This is a genomic window from Phocaeicola fibrisolvens (genome assembly GCF_025567125.1).
Classification (GTDB): Bacteria; Bacteroidota; Bacteroidia; order Bacteroidales; family Bacteroidaceae; genus Phocaeicola; species Phocaeicola fibrisolvens.
In genome coordinates, this window is record NZ_JAOQJI010000015.1 from 1 (window position 1) to 16,853 (window position 16,853).

Here is a 16,853-nt window from a genome sequence, read left to right on the forward strand (position 1 = left end):
TGATTGACGATAGGATTATATTGAACCCAATCCTAACTTCTTACTACAGAAGTATTTATCAAGCGACCAATCTGGGCGCACTCGCATAGATTTGGGTCGTTTCGATGTTCGTATGCCCCAAAATGCGGCTTACGCTCTCTATCGGCATACCTTTGCAGAGGGCCAGGGTTGCGAATCCATGCCTTGCAGCGTGGAAGCTGATGTCCTTATTTACACCGCATTCCCTTATCATCTTCTTCAACGGCTTGCAGATTGACCAATAGTTCAGATTGGGGAACACAAAGTTATTTTCTTGGAACGGTCGGTAACGCTCTATTATCTGCAAGGGGATGTCCAGCAGCTTCACTTGGAACGGTACGCCCGTCTTGTGCCGCTTGGAGATAATCCACTTCTCGCCGTTCACTTCCACGATGCGGTCGTTGGTCAGTTCCTTGATGTCCACGAAAGAGAGTGCGGTGAAGCTCGCAAAGACGAACAGGTCACGGATGTATGCCAGCTTCGAGTCTGCGAACTCGTGTGTCATCACCGTCTTCAATTCGTCCTCCGTCAGAAACTCACGCTCCTTGACATTCGGACTGATGTGGAACTGCGCAAATGGGTTTCTCGGTATCAGCCCGTTGAAGTGCGCCCTCATCACCACGCCTTTCAACCACATGCACTTTTCCCATATCGTGCCGTTGCGCAATCCTGCCTCCGTGGAAAGATAGACTGCGAACTCCTTGATGAAGTCGGGCGTAAGTTCCAGCATTGACATGTCGCTGCGCTTGTAGAACGACTTGATGAACGCCGCCACATAGTTCCTTGCCACTACCCTTGACTGGTAAGTCACCAGTTTCCTGTCCTTGCCGACACGCTTCTTGAACACCTCGTTCTCACGGTCGAAGGCTTTGAGCAGCGTTTCATACTCGCCGCCTATGCCCTGATAGGCGTTGCGTACCATCTCTGCCGTCACAAACGCCTCACGGTCGGATATGCGCTGGTAGTGCTTGATGATTTGCGCCTTGATGTTGTCAAGCGCAAGGTTCGTTTCCCTTGCCTCCAAACTCTTGCCTTTGGCACGGTTGCCCTTTGCATCCCAAAGTTCTTTTGAGATGCTCCGCTTGCAACTGAACTGCGCCACCGTTCCGTTGATTGTAACCCGTCCCATGATGGGGACAGTTCCATTCTTCTCCTTGCTGCCGTTCGCATAGAACAGCACGCGAAATGTGCTCCTTGTCATACTCGTTCTTTTTTGGTTGCAAAACTATAAATCAACGAGTTAAACCCTGACAAGCAAACTTATGCAGAACGGTGCAAACGGGACGGAGAGTGTTAAATCTGCATTTCTGACGGGTAACGAATAGGAAACCGTTCTCTTTCTCCAATTCGCTTTGAAACGCTTTTCAACCCTTTTCCCAACTTCCGTGATTTTCTTCTAACTGCTTAATTCACAGATTACATTGCGTTAATCTACCGAAATATGGCGGATATTCCATAGATTTTCCGTAAGTTTGCACGAAATAAAATTGACTTTTAAGGCGGCAAAAAGGCTTTTTAATTGTTTATAGAGTATCAAAATGCGATGAATGTCATTTTTTTGTCTGGTGAAATGTCATATTAAATAAATTTGCATCCGGATGAATTGGATAATGAAATACATAACATTCCTTTTCTTGTTTGTGGGTATGTTGGTGCGTGGACTTGCACAAGAAACTATTCTTCCTGCCATTCAGAAGCAGAAAGCGGTTTTGAAATGTCATCCTGAAGATACGAAAGCTTTAAAAGAATTGTGTTTCCTTTATTTATATAAGTCTGATTATCGGAAAGCGATTGAATACGGGGAGAAGCTTTTCCAATTGGGGTATAAAAAGCAAGACTATAAGTTCAGTATCCTTTACGCCCATATCGGGTTGGGGCAGGCATACGTCATGCTGGGGGATACCTCGGCGATAAACCATCTGGGACAGGCCATGTTGTTGGCTAAGAGTGAGAAGAATGATTCCGCCCTGTGTTCTGTGTATAATGGGATGGGACTTTATACCAGCAACATCCATAAAGATTACTATTCTGCCTTGCACTATTTCTTTGAAGGGATAGAAGCGGCACACCGGTGTCACTATAAAGAACTGGAAGCTATTCTGCTCGGGAATATTTCGAGTATTTATTTTTTGAAAGAAGATCCGGCGGGGCTGACTTATTCGTTGCAGACCTATGAGATGGGGCACGAACAGAATTCGGCCTACCTTATCTTTATTGGGGCTTTGAATGCCTCGTACATGTATTATCTGTTGCATGACTATGACAAGGCTTTGCCCTACATAAAGGAAGCGGAGTTTATCATGAAGCAGAACGAGTATTACAATCAGGGAAACGTGTATGCCATCTATGGGATGATTGAGTTTGCCAAAGGCAACCGGCAACAGGCCATTGAATACTATAAGAAAGGATTGGCCTTGAATGACATGAATCAGACCTCGTATAAGGTATTGTTGCTGAATGAATATGCCATAGCTCTGGCTGAGGAGGGGAAGAACCAGCAGGCCATCGATTTGTTGTTTAAGGCGTTGGCGTTCACTAAAGAAAAGAATTGTGAGATTTATCGGAACAGGGTGATCAATACCTTGTCGGTCTGCTATGAGAATATGGGACAGTATGTCGAGGCATTGGCGTGGCAGCGTAAACTTCAGCAGGAGACCGACAGTATTTTCAATACGGACAAAGAAAAGGTGCTGAGTGAACTGCGTATCAAGTATGATACGGAACACCAGGCAAATGAAATCCGGAAAAACAAGCTGATCTTGTTGCAAAAGGAGAAAAAGGAGCAGGCCCTCGTGGGGATTCTGGTCCTTGTACTGTTGGTGGTTTTTGCCTTATGGTATCGTTACAGGCGGCAGAACCAGCTGTACACTAGTATTGTCCGGCAGCATCAGGAGGCGATTCGGAAGGAGCAGCAGTTGAAAGAGGTCATTTCCTCACTTCGGAAGCAACAAGAGGAAGCGTCTGCAGCACCGGTGTCTTCTGTGGGGGAGAAATATGCGGCTTCTTCGTTGACAAGCGAAAAGAAGAACTCCTTGTTCCAGCGTTTGGAAAAATTGATGCAGGAAGAAGAGGTTTATAAAGAAAATCTGCTGACCAAGGAGCGGGTAGCCGACTTGTTGGGGACGAACCGGACATATCTGTCACAAATCATCAATGAGCAGACACAGCAGAATTTCACACAATATGTCAATAATTACCGGATTAATGAGGCCATCCGTCTGCTGAGTGACCCAGAAACTGACATTCCGCTCAAGGCTGTGGCCTCGGAAGTCGGCTTTAATTCCATGAGTACGTTCTATAAGATATTCCAGAATGCAGTAGGTATTCCTCCCAAACAGTACCGTAACAAGGTAATGTCGATGCATAAAAATGCTTGAAAGTCTCTTTTCCTAGCAAAATGTTATTCAAATGCGGCAATTGTCGAATTTGGATGCGCGTTTAATATCAATGTTATATCTTTTTTTTACATTTTTGCACATAGGAGATTTGCAAAGAATGTAGGAAGACATCTGTTCATAACTTCTAAAAAGATATAAGTATGGGAAAAAACGTATTGCACGACATTCGGCTCAAAATGAGCTTTCTGTTATTGTGTGCTATGCTGGCTTTGTCCGCATTTCCGGCTTATGCCCAGCATGAGCGCACCATTCATGGCATTGTAGTGGATGAAAACAAGGAACCGCTTCCTGCTGCACATGTAAGGCAGGTCAATGAGGACCCGAAAGGTTCCATTGCGGCTGTCATCACAGACATGCAGGGTCATTTTACGTTGACACTTCCGCGGGGTACGAAAGAGATTGAGGCTTCTTATCTAGGGTACAAATCTCAGCGTGTACAGTTGACCTCAGACAATGATTATTACATAGCCCTTCAACCTTCGACGGAATTGCTTGACGAAGTGGTGGTGACCGGTTATCAGACTATCTCGAAGGAGCGTGCTACCGGAGCATTTTCAAAGGTGGATGCCCAGAAGTTGGAGACGCAGCGTCTCAGTGACATGGGTTCCGTATTGGAGGGACGTGTGGCTGGATACAGCGACGGGAAAATCCGAGGAGTGACTTCCATGAACGGGTTGACTACTCCGTTGTATGTGATTGACGGCTTCCCAGTAGAGAAAACCACGAACGACGGCTATGGAAACTGGGTGGAAAGTGTGCCCGACCTGAATATGGAGGACATCGAAAGCATAACGGTCCTGAAAGATGCGGCGGCTACTTCTATTTATGGAGCACGTGCGGCCAACGGTGTGGTGGTGATTACGACCAAGCGGGCCAAAAAGGACGAACTGAATGTGTCTTTCTCTGCTACACTGACCGTACAGCCTTACGCTACGTATGCGGATAAATATCTGGCTGGTTCGGCCACAATGGTGGAATTGGAACGGGAATGGGCTGCCCAGAATCCTCATCTGAGTGGGGCCGATGCACAAAGTTATGCGCAGACGGTACTCGATAACATGTCTTATCCTACACAAGGTATCCGTAACATCCTGAATTATTATGCCGGACATATTTCAAAGGAGCAGATGGAAAGCAACCTGGCAGGGCTGGCCTCTCAGGGATACCGTTATTATCGGGACGTGGAAAAGTATGGCAAGCGTAATCCTTTCTCCCAGCAGTATAACTTGAATATCGGGAAGGGAACGGAAAAGAATACGTTTAATGCCTCTGTGTCTTATCGTAACAATCAGCTGGAGGATAAATTCTCTGAAAACAGAACCATCGGTATCAATCTGCAGAACTCTACGAAAATGACTTCCTGGCTGACACTGGATGTGGGGACGTATCTGAACTACGGTAAAGGTACTACGCAGTCTTACAATCTTCTTTCACCGGGATATACTTATATGCCTTATGATGGACTGGTAAACGGTGACGGTACGTATTACACCAATACTGAAGCTGACCGTTATAGTGTGTATGACTTGAATCTGCTGCACAATAACGGATTGTATAATCTGGATATTACACCGCTGGATGAGATGAAGATGAATCAGACCAAAAATCAGGATTTCAGCAACCGTACGTTTGCTCGTCTGACGTTCAAGTTTACCGACTGGTTGAAATATACGGCTTCTTTCCAGTATGAATATGCGGAATATAAGACCGAGCAGCTGAAGAGCAAGGATTCGTACGAAGTGCGCAATAAGGTCAATACGTTTTCTACTTCCAACAATGATGGGACATCGACGTTTGCTCTGCCGTATGGAAACATCTTTTTCACTTCTGCCAATACGACGCATGCGTATAATTTCCGTCAGCAGCTGGACTTCAGCAAGACTTTTGCCGAGGTACATGATGTGACCATGATTCTGGGTACGGAAACCCGGGAAAATAAATTGGATTACAATGACCGCACGCTGTATAATTACGACCCTCAATTGCTGACTTACAGTTTGGTTGACGCGGGGCAGTTGAGCAATTTCCGCGGGCAATGGGGATATGGCTCTTTTGGGCAGCAGGATATGTCCTACATCCGTGAACTGGTAAACCGGTATGTGTCTGTATATAGCAATGCGGCTTACACTTACGATGGGAAATATATGGTGAGCGGAAGTATCCGCTGGGATAAGACCAACCTGTTTTCTACGGGGTCCAAGTACCAGAAGCGTCCTATCTGGTCGGTAGGTGGCGGATGGAACATCAGTCAGGAAAAGTTTTTCCAGGTGCCGTGGGTGAATATGCTGAAGTTGCGTGCAAGCTATGGTATCGGAGGTAATATTGCTAAAGACTCGGCTCCTTACATGATTGCGTATTATAATACCAATAACCAGGTGGGAGGTATTCAGGGTACCATTTCCAACCGTCCGAATCCGAACCTGCGTTGGGAAAAGACTACGACGCTGAATATTGGTGTGGACTTTGCCTTGCTGGGCAACCGGTTGAACGGTTCACTGGAATTCTATAACAAGCTAGGCGCAGATTTGCTGGCCAATACCAATGGAGTGCCTACGGAAGGATGGGGATACAGCACCTATTCCATCAACAACGGAAAAATGACAAACCGGGGATTTGAACTGACTTTGTCGGGGGATATTATCCGGAATAATGATTGGAACTGGAATGTGAGCGGAGTGTTGGGCTACAACAAGAATAAGGTGACTTACATTAATGTGGAGGCACCGGTGTCATATCTGGTGATTGATTATCCGACGGCCTATCCGCGTGTGGGAAATCCGTATAATGCGATTTACGGATATCAGTGGGCTGGATTAAGTGCGACAGGTACTCCGCAGGTGTACGATGCCAAAGGAAACTTGTACACAGACATGACTCCTACCGAAATTGAAGACCTGGTTTATTTGGGAACTACCGTACCGGTTTACAACGGTTCCATTAATACGAACTTGCGCTGGAAGAACTGGGAACTGGCAGCTCAGTTTTTATTTGAAGGCGGACACAAGATGCGGAATACCAACGTGGCTTTCATCGGTTCTGGCATGAGTCCGGTAAGCAAAGACATTGAAAACCGTTGGCGGGAACCGGGGGATGAGGCTTATACCAATGTGCCGCGTTATATTTCGGCAGAGAGTGAACTCTATAACTATAATTATGAGAGTATGTATGCTTATTCTTCCGTCAATGTGCTGGATGCCACCAACTGGCGGCTGAGAAACCTGTCGTTGACGTATCGCATTCCGGCCAGTGTGTGTCACAAACTGTATGTAAAGAATGCACGTATTATGTTGGGTATGGAAAATGTGTTTATGGTGGCCAAGAGCAGCAATGCCAAATACTTGCTGGGTGGTTATGCCAGACCTAACTACTTGTGCGGTGTGTATCTGAATTTCTAACCTCGATTTTTATAGTATGAAACGTATGAATAAGATATTATATTTGGGGGCTGCGCTGGTTTGCCTGTTGCTCAGCTCATGCAATGATTATTTGAATATAGCGCCGAAAGGGAACAAGATTCCTACCACGTTGGCTGATTTTGAGGCTTTGTTGCGCGATCAGTATACCATCGGCCGGACTCCTGTGACCAATGCGTTGTATCTGTTGAATGATGTCTATCTGACCAATTCACAGGTGAACACGCCGAGCTTGAGCCGTGCCAACTACATGTGGGACGAATCGGCCGATCGCATTGTGTTGAATAATTCCGATGAAGGAACTTACTACGTGCTTTATGGAGCCATCTCCAGCTGCAATCTGATTGTAGAGAATGTGCCTACGGCCACTGAGGCGACAGATGCCGAGCGGAACGAAGTGATAGCGTATGCCAAGGTGATACGTGCGCTTTGCTACGATGTGCTGGTCAATTATTATGCCGATACGTACGATGCGGCAACGGCTGCCCAAAAGCGCAGTGTACCCCTAATTACCAGTGCGGAGATTGATGCGCCTTACACGCAGGTGTCCATTCAGGAGATGTATGACTTCATTATCCAGGATGTAAAGGAGGCCATTGAGATGGGATTGCCGGCCCAGTCCATGACAGCCATTCATCCTAACTTGGGGGCAGGGTATGCATTGTTGGCCCGTGTGTACTTGCAGATGCAGAATTACAGTGAGGCTTTGCGTTATGCCAACCTGGCTCTGGCACAGAATGACCAGCTTTATGATTGGAACGCATTTTATGAAGAGCATAAGGCTGCAATTGACGATCCGGACAATTATGACAAGATTGCCACCCCTATGCAATACGATTATGTGGAGAACTATTACCTGCGCTTTGGGGAACAATCGGTGTACGACAGTTACGAAAAAAATATTCCGGTGGAAAGAGCGGCACGTTTCGAGGAAGGGGATGCCCGTTTCCTGTCACGCTGGAAGTTGAAGACGGATAATAATGATACGTATTACAAGGCACTGGAGTCGGGCTATTTCAATCATGGGGGACTGACCACCTGTGAGGTGTATCTCATCAAGGCGGAGTGCCAGGCACGGCTGGCCGAAGGCAACGATTATTCCGAAGCGATGAATACACTGAATACCGTACGGATTACCCGTATCCGTCCTGAGGTTTATCGTCCGGCTGAGGCTTCTACATTGGAGGAGGCGTTGTCGCAGATTCGCCGCACCAAGGACAATGAACTGATTTTCTCTATCGTGCCTTTTGCGGATGCCCGTCGTTATAATCAGGAAGGTACGTATGCTAGGACGCTGACCAAGACTTATGAGGAGAAGGAGTATACCTTGAGCCCGACATCTCATTTGTGGACCATGCCTTTCCCGGCCGGGGCACTCAATAATCCCGGAAACGGAACAATCGAACAAAACGTCACTAAATAAAATCGAATTATGAAAATGAAGAATTTCTTTTGTATGGCCACTATGGGCTTGATGGCGATGGCATGTACCAGCCAGCCTGCGGTAGATGGTTATGTGTTGAAAGGTAATATTGAAGGTTTGCCCGACGGTACACATGTGCAGCTGGTACCGGTCAGCCATGACAGTGAACTGCCTTTTGCCGACACGACGGTGGTCAACGGACAGTTTGTATTTACAGGAAAAATGGAAGAGCCGAGAGCTTTCCATCTGTTGGTGAAAGATGCGTATGGCTCGCGCAATCTTATGTTGGAAAATGTCCAGATGGAGGTTACGGGAAAGCTGGTGGCCAAGAAGGAATCTGACGGGGGAGTTTCCTATAATCTGTCTTCTTTGGCGGTAAAAGGCTCTCCACTGAGTGCGCGTTATGATTCATTGCTGTCTGCACGGACGCATCTGGACTCGTTGTATGCGCTTAATGGCCGTAAATTTGCCGCCTTCGACAGCCTGATGATGGCGGCTTATCAGGTCAAAGACCAGGCGAAGATTCAGGAACTGCGGCAGAGCGAGGAGGGTAAGGCCAGAGCAGCTGCCGATCAGGTATTCTTTACTACGGTAGACTCATTGTATCATCAGGTAGTCATGGCCAACAAGGATTCTTTCTGGGGACCTTTGATGATGATTTCGTTTACCAGCTACCTGAGCGAGGACATGAAACCGTGGTATGAAGCACTTTCTCCTGCGGCCAAACAATCTTATTACGGACAGAAGGTAAAAGAGGAACTTTATCCGGCAGGAAAGGAAGGAACGAAGGTTCCCGATTTCAAGGTGAAAGACAAAACCGGAAAGGAAGTGTCGCTTTCTGCATTACGTCAGGGCAAGAAGTATGTGCTGATTGATTTCTGGGCTTCTTGGTGCAACCCGTGCCGGAAAGAAATTCCGAACTTGAAGAAACTCTATGCGCAGTATAGCGGAAAAGGTTTTGAAATTGTGAGCATTTCCATCGATCAGAAGAAAGCCGACTGGGAAAAAGCGTTGAAGGAAGAAGGACTGACTTGGCCGAACTTCTTGGACGAAACAGGAGTAGCTGCACTTTATAAAGTGAAATTCGTACCGACCATGTATTTAATTACAGCCGATGGAGTAACGGTGGGTGAGAACCTGCGCGGTGAGGCTTTGGCTACGAAATTGAAAGAGCTTTTTCAGTAAGAATTGAACAGAGCGAGAATGTGATACGAAAATCCTTGTAAGGGATTCCGAATACAGACGGTGCATGAATCTGAGCAGTCGGATTTGTGCACCGTTTTTTTATGGAATGAATGAAGGAATCCATTCGGGTACAGAGAGGAGAGGATTCCTGACTTTGGTCGGAAGAAAGAATAAAAAAAGTGGAGGTGCGCTTTGCAGTGCACCTCCACTTTGTATCATGTTCCGGTAGTTCCGGATTATTTCTTGCGGTTGGCTTCCACCCACTTGCGGGCATTGACGAAGGCTTCCATCCACGGAGTAATCTGGTCTTCGTTCTTGCGGTCGAGTGGATAGTAGGCATTTTCCCACGGGAAGCAGGCACGTTCCAGGTGAGGCATCATAGCCAGATGACGTCCGTCCTGGCTGGCAATGCCGGCCACGCTGTAGTCTGAACCGTTCGGGTTGCCTGGGTATTCGTCGTAAGAATATTTCAGCACTACGTTGTAGTGGTCTTCCGGATAAGGCAATGAGAACTTACCTTCTCCGTGAGCCACCCAGATACCCAGTTTGGAGCCGCTCAGTGAACCGAACATTACACTGCGGTTCATCGGTACGGTCACGCCTAAGAAGGCAGATTCAAACTTGTGGGAATCGTTATGCAGCATCTTTCCTTTCTTCTTGTCTTCCGGAGTAATCAGTCCCAGTTCCATCATCAGCTGGCAACCGTTGCAGACACCCAGTGAGAGGGTATCCTCGCGGGCATAGAAGTTGTCGAGGGCTGCTTTGGCTTTCGGGTTGAATAGGAAGCTTCCGGCCCATCCTTTGGCAGAACCCAGCACGTCGGAGTTGGAGAATCCACCACAGTAAACTACCATGTTGATGTCTTCCAGTGTCTCACGTCCGCTGACCAGGTCGGTCATGGTTACGTCTTTCACGTCGAAGCCAGCCAGATACAGCATGTAAGCCATTTCACGTTCACCGTTGGTTCCCTTTTCACGAATGATGGCTGCCTTGATACCGCTCGGTGTACGGCGGTTCGGGTCGAGTCCGAATTGTGACAGTTTGCCGGTGAACGACTTGTCGAATACGAATTCCAGCGGCTGCTGCTTGTAGTTTTCGAAACGTTTCTTGGCACAGCCGTTCATGCTCTGCTTGCGGTCGAGCAGGTAAGAAGTAGAATACCATACATCACGCAAGTAGTCGATGCCGAACTGATAAGTCGCATCGTGGAAGGTAGCCAGGATGTGACGTTCTTCGGTCGGTACACCAATCTTCACGTATCCCACACCGGCATCTTCCAGAATCTTCTTGACTTCTGATTTGTGCTTGTCGGCTACCTGAATCACTACACCCGGATTTTCAGCAAACAGAATCTTCACGATGTCGTCGCACTTAATCTTGTCGAGGTTGATTTCCATACCGCCGTCCACGTTGGCAAAGCACATTTCCAGCAGGGTCGTAATCAGACCACCGGCAGAGATATCGTGTCCGGCCAGAATCAATCCCTTGTTGACCAGTTCCTGGATGGCCATGAAGGCATCGCGGAAGTATTCCGGATTCTGTACGGTCGGCACGTCGTCGCCCACCTTGTTGAGTGACTGTGCAAAGGCAGAACCGCCCAGACGGAGCTGGTCGAAGCTGAAGTCGATATGATAGAAGGTAGATTTCGGTTTGTTGACCATGACCGGAGAAACCACTTTCTTGATGTCGGAAACTTCACCACCGGCAGAAACGATGACGGTTCCCGGGCTGATGATTTTTTCTCCGTTCGGATATTTTTGTGTCATGGACAGAGAGTCCTTTCCGGTCGGTACGTTGATCTGCAGTTCGCAGCAGAAATCAGACAACGCTTTCACAGCCTTGTACAGACGGGCATCTTCCCCTTCCTGTGAGCGGCAAGGCCACATCCAGTTGGCTGATAAAGAAATGCTGTCCATGCCGTCGGCCAGCGGAGCCCATACCAGGTTGGTCAGTGCTTCGGATACGGCCAGTACGGAACCGGCTTCCGGATTGGCCAAGGCAGCCTGCGGAGCGTGTCCCAGTGCAGTAGCGATACCTTTCTCGCCACGGTAGTCGAGGGCTACCACACCGCAGTCGCTCAACGGCAACTGCAATTCGCCCTGGCACTGCTGGCGGGCAATCTTACCTGTCACGGAACGGTCTACCTTGTTGGTCAACCAGTCTTTGCAGGCTACGGCCTCCAGCTGCAGTACGCGGCGCAAATATTCATTCAGTTTGGTGACATCGTAAGAAACGTTTTCATAGTGACGTTCTACGGTCTTGTCCACCATATATGTTTTCGGAGAAGAACCGAACATCTGGTCTACGGCAAGGTCGAACGGACGTACGCCGTCAGCCTGTTCGAAGGCAAAGCGATGGTCGCCGGTCGTTTCACCCACCACGTACATCGGGGCACGTTCACGTTCCGCAATCTTGCGTACATGTTCGATGGCCTCGTCTTCAATCAGCAAGCCCATACGTTCCTGTGATTCGTTGGCGATGATTTCCTTGGCCGACAAGGTTTCGTCGCCGATAGGCAGCTTGTCCATGTGAATCAGACCACCGCAGTCTTCCACCAGCTCAGACAGACAGTTTACGTGTCCGGCAGAACCGTGGTCGTGGATAGATACAATCGGGTTCACATCTTCCTCACACAAGGCACGTACCACGTTGTAGGCACGCTTCTGCATTTCGGCGTTGGCACGCTGGATGGCGTTCAGCTCGATACCAGAAGAGTAGCGTCCGGTATCTACGGAAGATACAGAACCACCTCCCAGACCAATGCGGTAGTTGTCACCACCGAGTACGACGATTTCGTCACCAGCTTCCGGAGTACCTTTCAGGCAATCACGCTGTGTACCGTAACCTACACCTCCTGCCAGCATGATGACTTTGTCGTAAGCATATTTTTCGTTGTTCTCTTCGTGTTCGAAAGTCAGTACAGAACCACAAATCAGCGGCTGTCCGAACTTGTTACCGAAATCGGAAGCACCATTGGACGCCTTGATCAGAATCTGTTCCGGAGTCTGGTACAACCATTTACGCACCGGCAGAATATTTTCCCAGTCGCGTCCTTCGTCCGTGCGCGGATAAGAAGTCATGTACACGGCAGTTCCGGCAATCGGCCAGGAACCTTTACCACCACCCATACGGTCGCGGATTTCACCACCGGTACCGGTAGAAGCCCCGTTGAACGGTTCTACGGTAGTCGGGAAGTTGTGAGTTTCCGCTTTCAGTGAGATGACGGTCTTGATATCTTTGATAATGAAATAATCAGAAGTAGAGTGGTCGGCCGGAGCGAATTGTTCTACCACCGGACCTTCGGCGAAGGCCACATTGTCTTTGTAGGCCGAGATAATCTTGTTGGGGTTTTCCTGAGTGGTTTTCTTGATCATCTGGAACAGAGAAGATTCCATTTCCTGTCCGTCGATGATGAATGTACCGCCGAAAATTTTGTGGCGGCAGTGCTCTGAGTTAATCTGTGCAAAGCCGAATACTTCCGAGTCGGTCAGCTTGCGGCCCAGGTCTTTTTCCACCTTCAGCAGATAGTCCATTTCTTCGCGTGACAGCGCCAGACCTTCCTTTTCGTTGTATTCTTCCAGGTTTTCGATGTATATGATAGGCTGCGGTTTGATGTCCACCGTGAAAATGTCCTGATTCAGTCCGTGGTACATACGTTGCAGCATCGGGTCATGGTCGGCGTTCTCGTCCTTTACCGGGAAATATTCCTCGATACGGCGGATGCCCGTGAGGCCCATGTTTTGGGTGATTTCTACTGCATTTGTACTCCAGGGGGTAATCATTTCACGACGTGGACCGATGAACCATCCTTTCAGGTTGTCTTCATTTTCCACAGTAGCGTCGCTGTAAAGCCAGCATAGTTTCTTGACGTCTTCAGCATTCAGCTCCTGATTGCATTCTGTGGCAATCACACTGTTTGTGGGTGTTCTGAAAAATAGAATCATAGCACTTGTATGTTATAATGAATATTCAATGCGCTTTTAAAAGTGGTACAAAGGTAGGGAAAATCCTCGGAATAAACGAAAAAAATAGAAGTAATTGCGTATGTTGCATCGATAGGAATTGGCTTTTAACTGGTAGATGGGATGAGGGGTAAGAAGTTTCTTAAAATAGAAAGGTAAGCACGATTGGCTATTAGAAATAAATTGTTATATTTGCATCATGAGAAAAGAGTTAGGCAAATGGTTTTTAGATATAGCCAAGTATATGACCACTGCTGTGTTACTGACCTCTCTTTTTAACGGGGTGAATGAATGGGCATGGTATATGTATGGACTTGTAGTCCTTGCCGTATTAGTAACTCTTGTGACAGGACTTACGTTGCTTAAAGATAAGAAGGAGGACAAATAATGGGAGCAATTATTGTATCGGTGATGGTGATTGTTATTGCGCTCGTCAGTTTGGCGTATTTTAATTACCAAGACAAGAAAGAAGCGAAAAAGAACATACGATAAATTGAAAAATAAGAAAGAAGCTGTTTCAAAACAAATTTGGAACAGCTTCTTTTGTGATATTAGGTCTATGGGATGGGGGAGGATTTTGTATTCTGTTCTTCGTTTTCACATTCCGCGGAATATGCCTATCTTTGCGCTTTAAATCAAAAACTGTTTCTATTTTATGTGGTTACAATTACTGTTTGTCTTGTTGGCCATTGTGGTCGGTGCACGGGTTGGGGGCATCGGATTGGGTGTGTTCGGAGGCCTCGGTCTGGCTGTTCTTACGTTCGTGTTCGGTCTGGAACCGACCGCTCCTCCTATTGATGTGATGCTGATGATTGTGGCTGTGATTGCAGCGGCGGGTTGCATGCAGGCTGCCGGAGGATTGGATTTGATGGTGAAATGGGCGGAGAAAATCTTGCGCCGCCATCCTCAGCGTATCACTTTGCTGAGTCCCTTGGTGACTTACCTCTTTACCTTTTTTGCCGGGACGGGGCATGTGGCTTATTCCGTGCTCCCGGTCATTGCCGAAGTGGCCCGTGAGACGGGTATCCGTCCGGAGCGTCCGATGGGAATTGCCGTTATTGCTTCCCAGCAGGCTATTACCGCCAGTCCCATTTCTGCGGCTACGGTTGTCCTTTTGAGTATGTTGGCCGGATACGATATTACCTTGTTTGACATACTGAAAATTTCCATTCCCTGCACCTTGGTGGGGGTATTGGCTGGCGCGCTGTATTCCATGCGGGTGGGCAAGGAACTGGAGGATGACCCTGTCTATCAGGCCCGTTTGAAGTCAGGGGAACTTTCGGGCGCCAATTATTGTACGGCCGAGGTGCTCCATCCCGGCAAGGCGCTGACTTCTGTATTGTTGTTTCTGGCTGCCACGGTAGGGATTGTGCTGTTTGGTTCTGTCGACAGTTTCCGGCCGTCGTTTCAAACTTCCGAAGGTGTGGTAATGATGCAGATGGCGCACATCATAGAAGTGCTCATGTTGTCGGTAGCCGCATTGATTCTGCTGCTGACCGGTACCAGTGGCATGAAGGCAGCCAAGAGTTCGGTATTCAACGCGGGCATGCAGGCGGTAGTGGCTATCTTTGGTATTGCCTGGATGGGCGATACCTTCATTTCGGGCAACATTGCGGTGATAAAAGAAGGAATCTTTGGCATGGTGACCGACATGCCCTGGCTTTTCGGGGTGGCTCTGTTCGTCATGTCTATCCTGTTGTTCAGTCAGGCAGCTACCATTCGTGCCCTGCTTCCTTTGGGTATGGCGTTGGGCATTTCGCCCTACATGCTGATTGCGCTTTTCCCGGCAGTGAACGGATATTTCTTTATCCCGAACTATCCGACGGTGGTGGCCGCCATCAATTTCGATACTACGGGCACGACCCGTATCGGAAAGTATGTGCTCAACCATTCGTTTATGATGCCGGGACTGATTTCCACTTTTGTGGCCGTAGGGTTGGGCATTCTGGCGGTACTGTTCGTGTAAAATGCGTTTGTAAACATGAGAATGTAAGGATGTAATGTAGGAAACGAACTTGTCAATTGTATGTTTCCTTTGCGTGAACCGTATGTTTTTTGACTCAGAACCGTATGTTTCTCTGTCGGGAAACATACGGCTCTGCCTTGGAAGACGTAAAAAATAATTAAAGGCTGATAATTTATTGCTTTGAGCTTTTTCTGATTTGTTCTTTTTCCGTTGCGCATGTAATGATAATCGCATAAAAATGTAGGTACTTTCGTAAAAAAGTAGCATCTTTGCAGTATGAATTGGATTGAACAGGTTACTATACTTGATTTGTTGCTGAAGGGATTGATTATCGGCATTGTCGTGTCTGCTCCTTTGGGACCGGTCGGTGTGCTCTGTATTCAGCGTACGTTGAACAAGGGGCGCTGGTTTGGTTTCGTAACAGGAGTTGGGGCGGCATTAAGCGATATATGTTATGCGTTGATAACCGGATACGGAATGAGTTTCATGGATGAACTGATTCTGAAACATCATATTTTCCTGCAAGTGGTGGGAAGTATCATGTTGCTGGCATTTGGTATTTATACGTTTCGCAGCAATCCAGTGAAATCTCTTCGTCCGGCTTCGGGCACGCGAGGTACATACTTGCATAATTTCGTGACGGCTTTTTTTGTCACCCTGTCCAATCCACTCATCATTTTCCTGTTCATCGGTCTGTTTGCCCGTTTCTCGTTCGTGATGCCGGGCAGTCCCATCGGCTTCCAGCTGGTAGGCTATCTGGCCATTATTACAGGGGCATTGGGCTGGTGGTTCAGCATTACGTATTTCGTTAACAAGGTACGTTCGCGATTTAATTTGCGCGGCATCTGGGTGCTCAACCGCATCATCGGTGTCGTGGTCATGATAGCGGCGGTGGTAGGAATCGTCCTGGCCATTGCCGGTAAATCTTTTTCTTGATAGAATATGTATATTTCTCAGCAACTTAAAAAAAAGAATATTGCCGAATACCTGTTGTATATGTGGCAGGTGGAGGATTTGATTCGGGCCAATGGCTGCGATATGGGGAAAATCCGGAAGAACATCATTGAGCCTTATCCGGCTACGGACGAGCAGAAGCAGGAGCTAGCCCGTTGGTATGAAGACTTGATTAATATGATGCAGCAGGAGGGAGTGATGGAAAAGGGTCATCTGCAGATTAACAAAAATGTCATTGTCTGGCTGACCGACCTACATCTGCGTCTGTTGCGTTCACCTAAATTCCCGTATTATACGGCGGCTTATTACAAGGTATTGCCTTTTATCGTTGAACTGCGAGCCAAAGGGGGCGACAAGGATGTGCCCGAGCTGGAGACTTGCTTTGATGCCATGTATGGGGTGCTGATGCTGAAATTGCAGAAAAAGGAAATCAGCGAAGGGACGGCCAAGGCAGTGAAAGCCATCAGTGATTTGCTGGCTATGCTGGCCGGCTATTATATAAAGGATAAGGAAGGCGATTTGGACTTGGATTAA

General features: G+C 47.7%; 10 protein-coding genes. 8 read left to right on the top strand and 2 right to left on the bottom strand.

What is annotated here, in order from left to right; all coding sequences use genetic code 11:
- Positions 1 to 58: 58 nt before the first annotated feature.
- Positions 59 to 1,219, bottom strand: coding sequence for a site-specific integrase (locus OCV81_RS08165; RefSeq protein ID WP_148329594.1), 1,161 nt, complete (start codon positions 1,217 to 1,219; stop codon positions 59 to 61).
- Between the two features lie 397 nt (positions 1,220 to 1,616).
- Here OCV81_RS08165 and OCV81_RS08170 point away from each other — a divergent pair, with 397 nt between their 5' ends.
- The 4 genes from OCV81_RS08170 (at position 1,617) to OCV81_RS08185 (ending at position 9,437) form a co-directional block, all read left to right on the top strand.
- Positions 1,617 to 3,395, top strand: coding sequence for a helix-turn-helix domain-containing protein (locus OCV81_RS08170; RefSeq protein ID WP_148329595.1), 1,779 nt, complete (start codon positions 1,617 to 1,619; stop codon positions 3,393 to 3,395).
- Positions 3,396 to 3,556: 161 nt separating this feature from the next.
- Positions 3,557 to 6,811, top strand: a complete 3,255-nt coding sequence (locus OCV81_RS08175) for a SusC/RagA family TonB-linked outer membrane protein (protein ID WP_262640283.1) — start codon at positions 3,557 to 3,559, stop codon at positions 6,809 to 6,811.
- A gap of 25 nt (positions 6,812 to 6,836) precedes the next feature.
- Positions 6,837 to 8,252: a RagB/SusD family nutrient uptake outer membrane protein gene (locus OCV81_RS08180; RefSeq protein ID WP_262640284.1), complete on the top strand. Its 1,416-nt coding sequence runs from the start codon at positions 6,837 to 6,839 to the stop codon at positions 8,250 to 8,252.
- A 9-nt stretch (positions 8,253 to 8,261) separates the two neighbouring features.
- The gene (locus OCV81_RS08185; RefSeq protein ID WP_148329597.1) at positions 8,262 to 9,437 is read left to right on the top strand and encodes a TlpA disulfide reductase family protein; all 1,176 of its coding nucleotides are present in this window, start codon (positions 8,262 to 8,264) and stop codon (positions 9,435 to 9,437) included.
- Between the two features lie 236 nt (positions 9,438 to 9,673).
- Here the strand turns inward: OCV81_RS08185 and purL are convergent, their stop codons facing one another.
- Positions 9,674 to 13,381, bottom strand: a complete 3,708-nt coding sequence (gene purL / locus OCV81_RS08190; RefSeq protein ID WP_148329598.1) for a phosphoribosylformylglycinamidine synthase — start codon at positions 13,379 to 13,381, stop codon at positions 9,674 to 9,676.
- Between the two features lie 217 nt (positions 13,382 to 13,598).
- Between purL and OCV81_RS08195 the strand changes: the two genes are divergently transcribed.
- From OCV81_RS08195 to OCV81_RS08210, 4 genes are all read left to right on the top strand, one after another.
- Positions 13,599 to 13,787, top strand: coding sequence for a DUF6722 family protein (locus OCV81_RS08195; protein WP_022353337.1), 189 nt, complete (start codon positions 13,599 to 13,601; stop codon positions 13,785 to 13,787).
- Positions 13,788 to 14,054: 267 nt separating this feature from the next.
- On the top strand, positions 14,055 to 15,365 hold the full coding sequence (locus OCV81_RS08200; RefSeq protein WP_148329599.1) for an anaerobic C4-dicarboxylate transporter family protein: 1,311 nt from the start codon (positions 14,055 to 14,057) through the stop codon (positions 15,363 to 15,365).
- A 276-nt stretch (positions 15,366 to 15,641) separates the two neighbouring features.
- Positions 15,642 to 16,301 carry a LysE family translocator gene (locus tag OCV81_RS08205; RefSeq protein WP_022353334.1) on the top strand — a complete coding sequence of 220 codons (660 nt, stop codon included), beginning with the start codon at positions 15,642 to 15,644 and terminating at the stop codon, positions 16,299 to 16,301.
- Between the two features lie 6 nt (positions 16,302 to 16,307).
- Entirely contained in the window at positions 16,308 to 16,853 is a 546-nt protein-coding gene (locus tag OCV81_RS08210) for a DUF4924 family protein (protein WP_022353333.1), read from the top strand.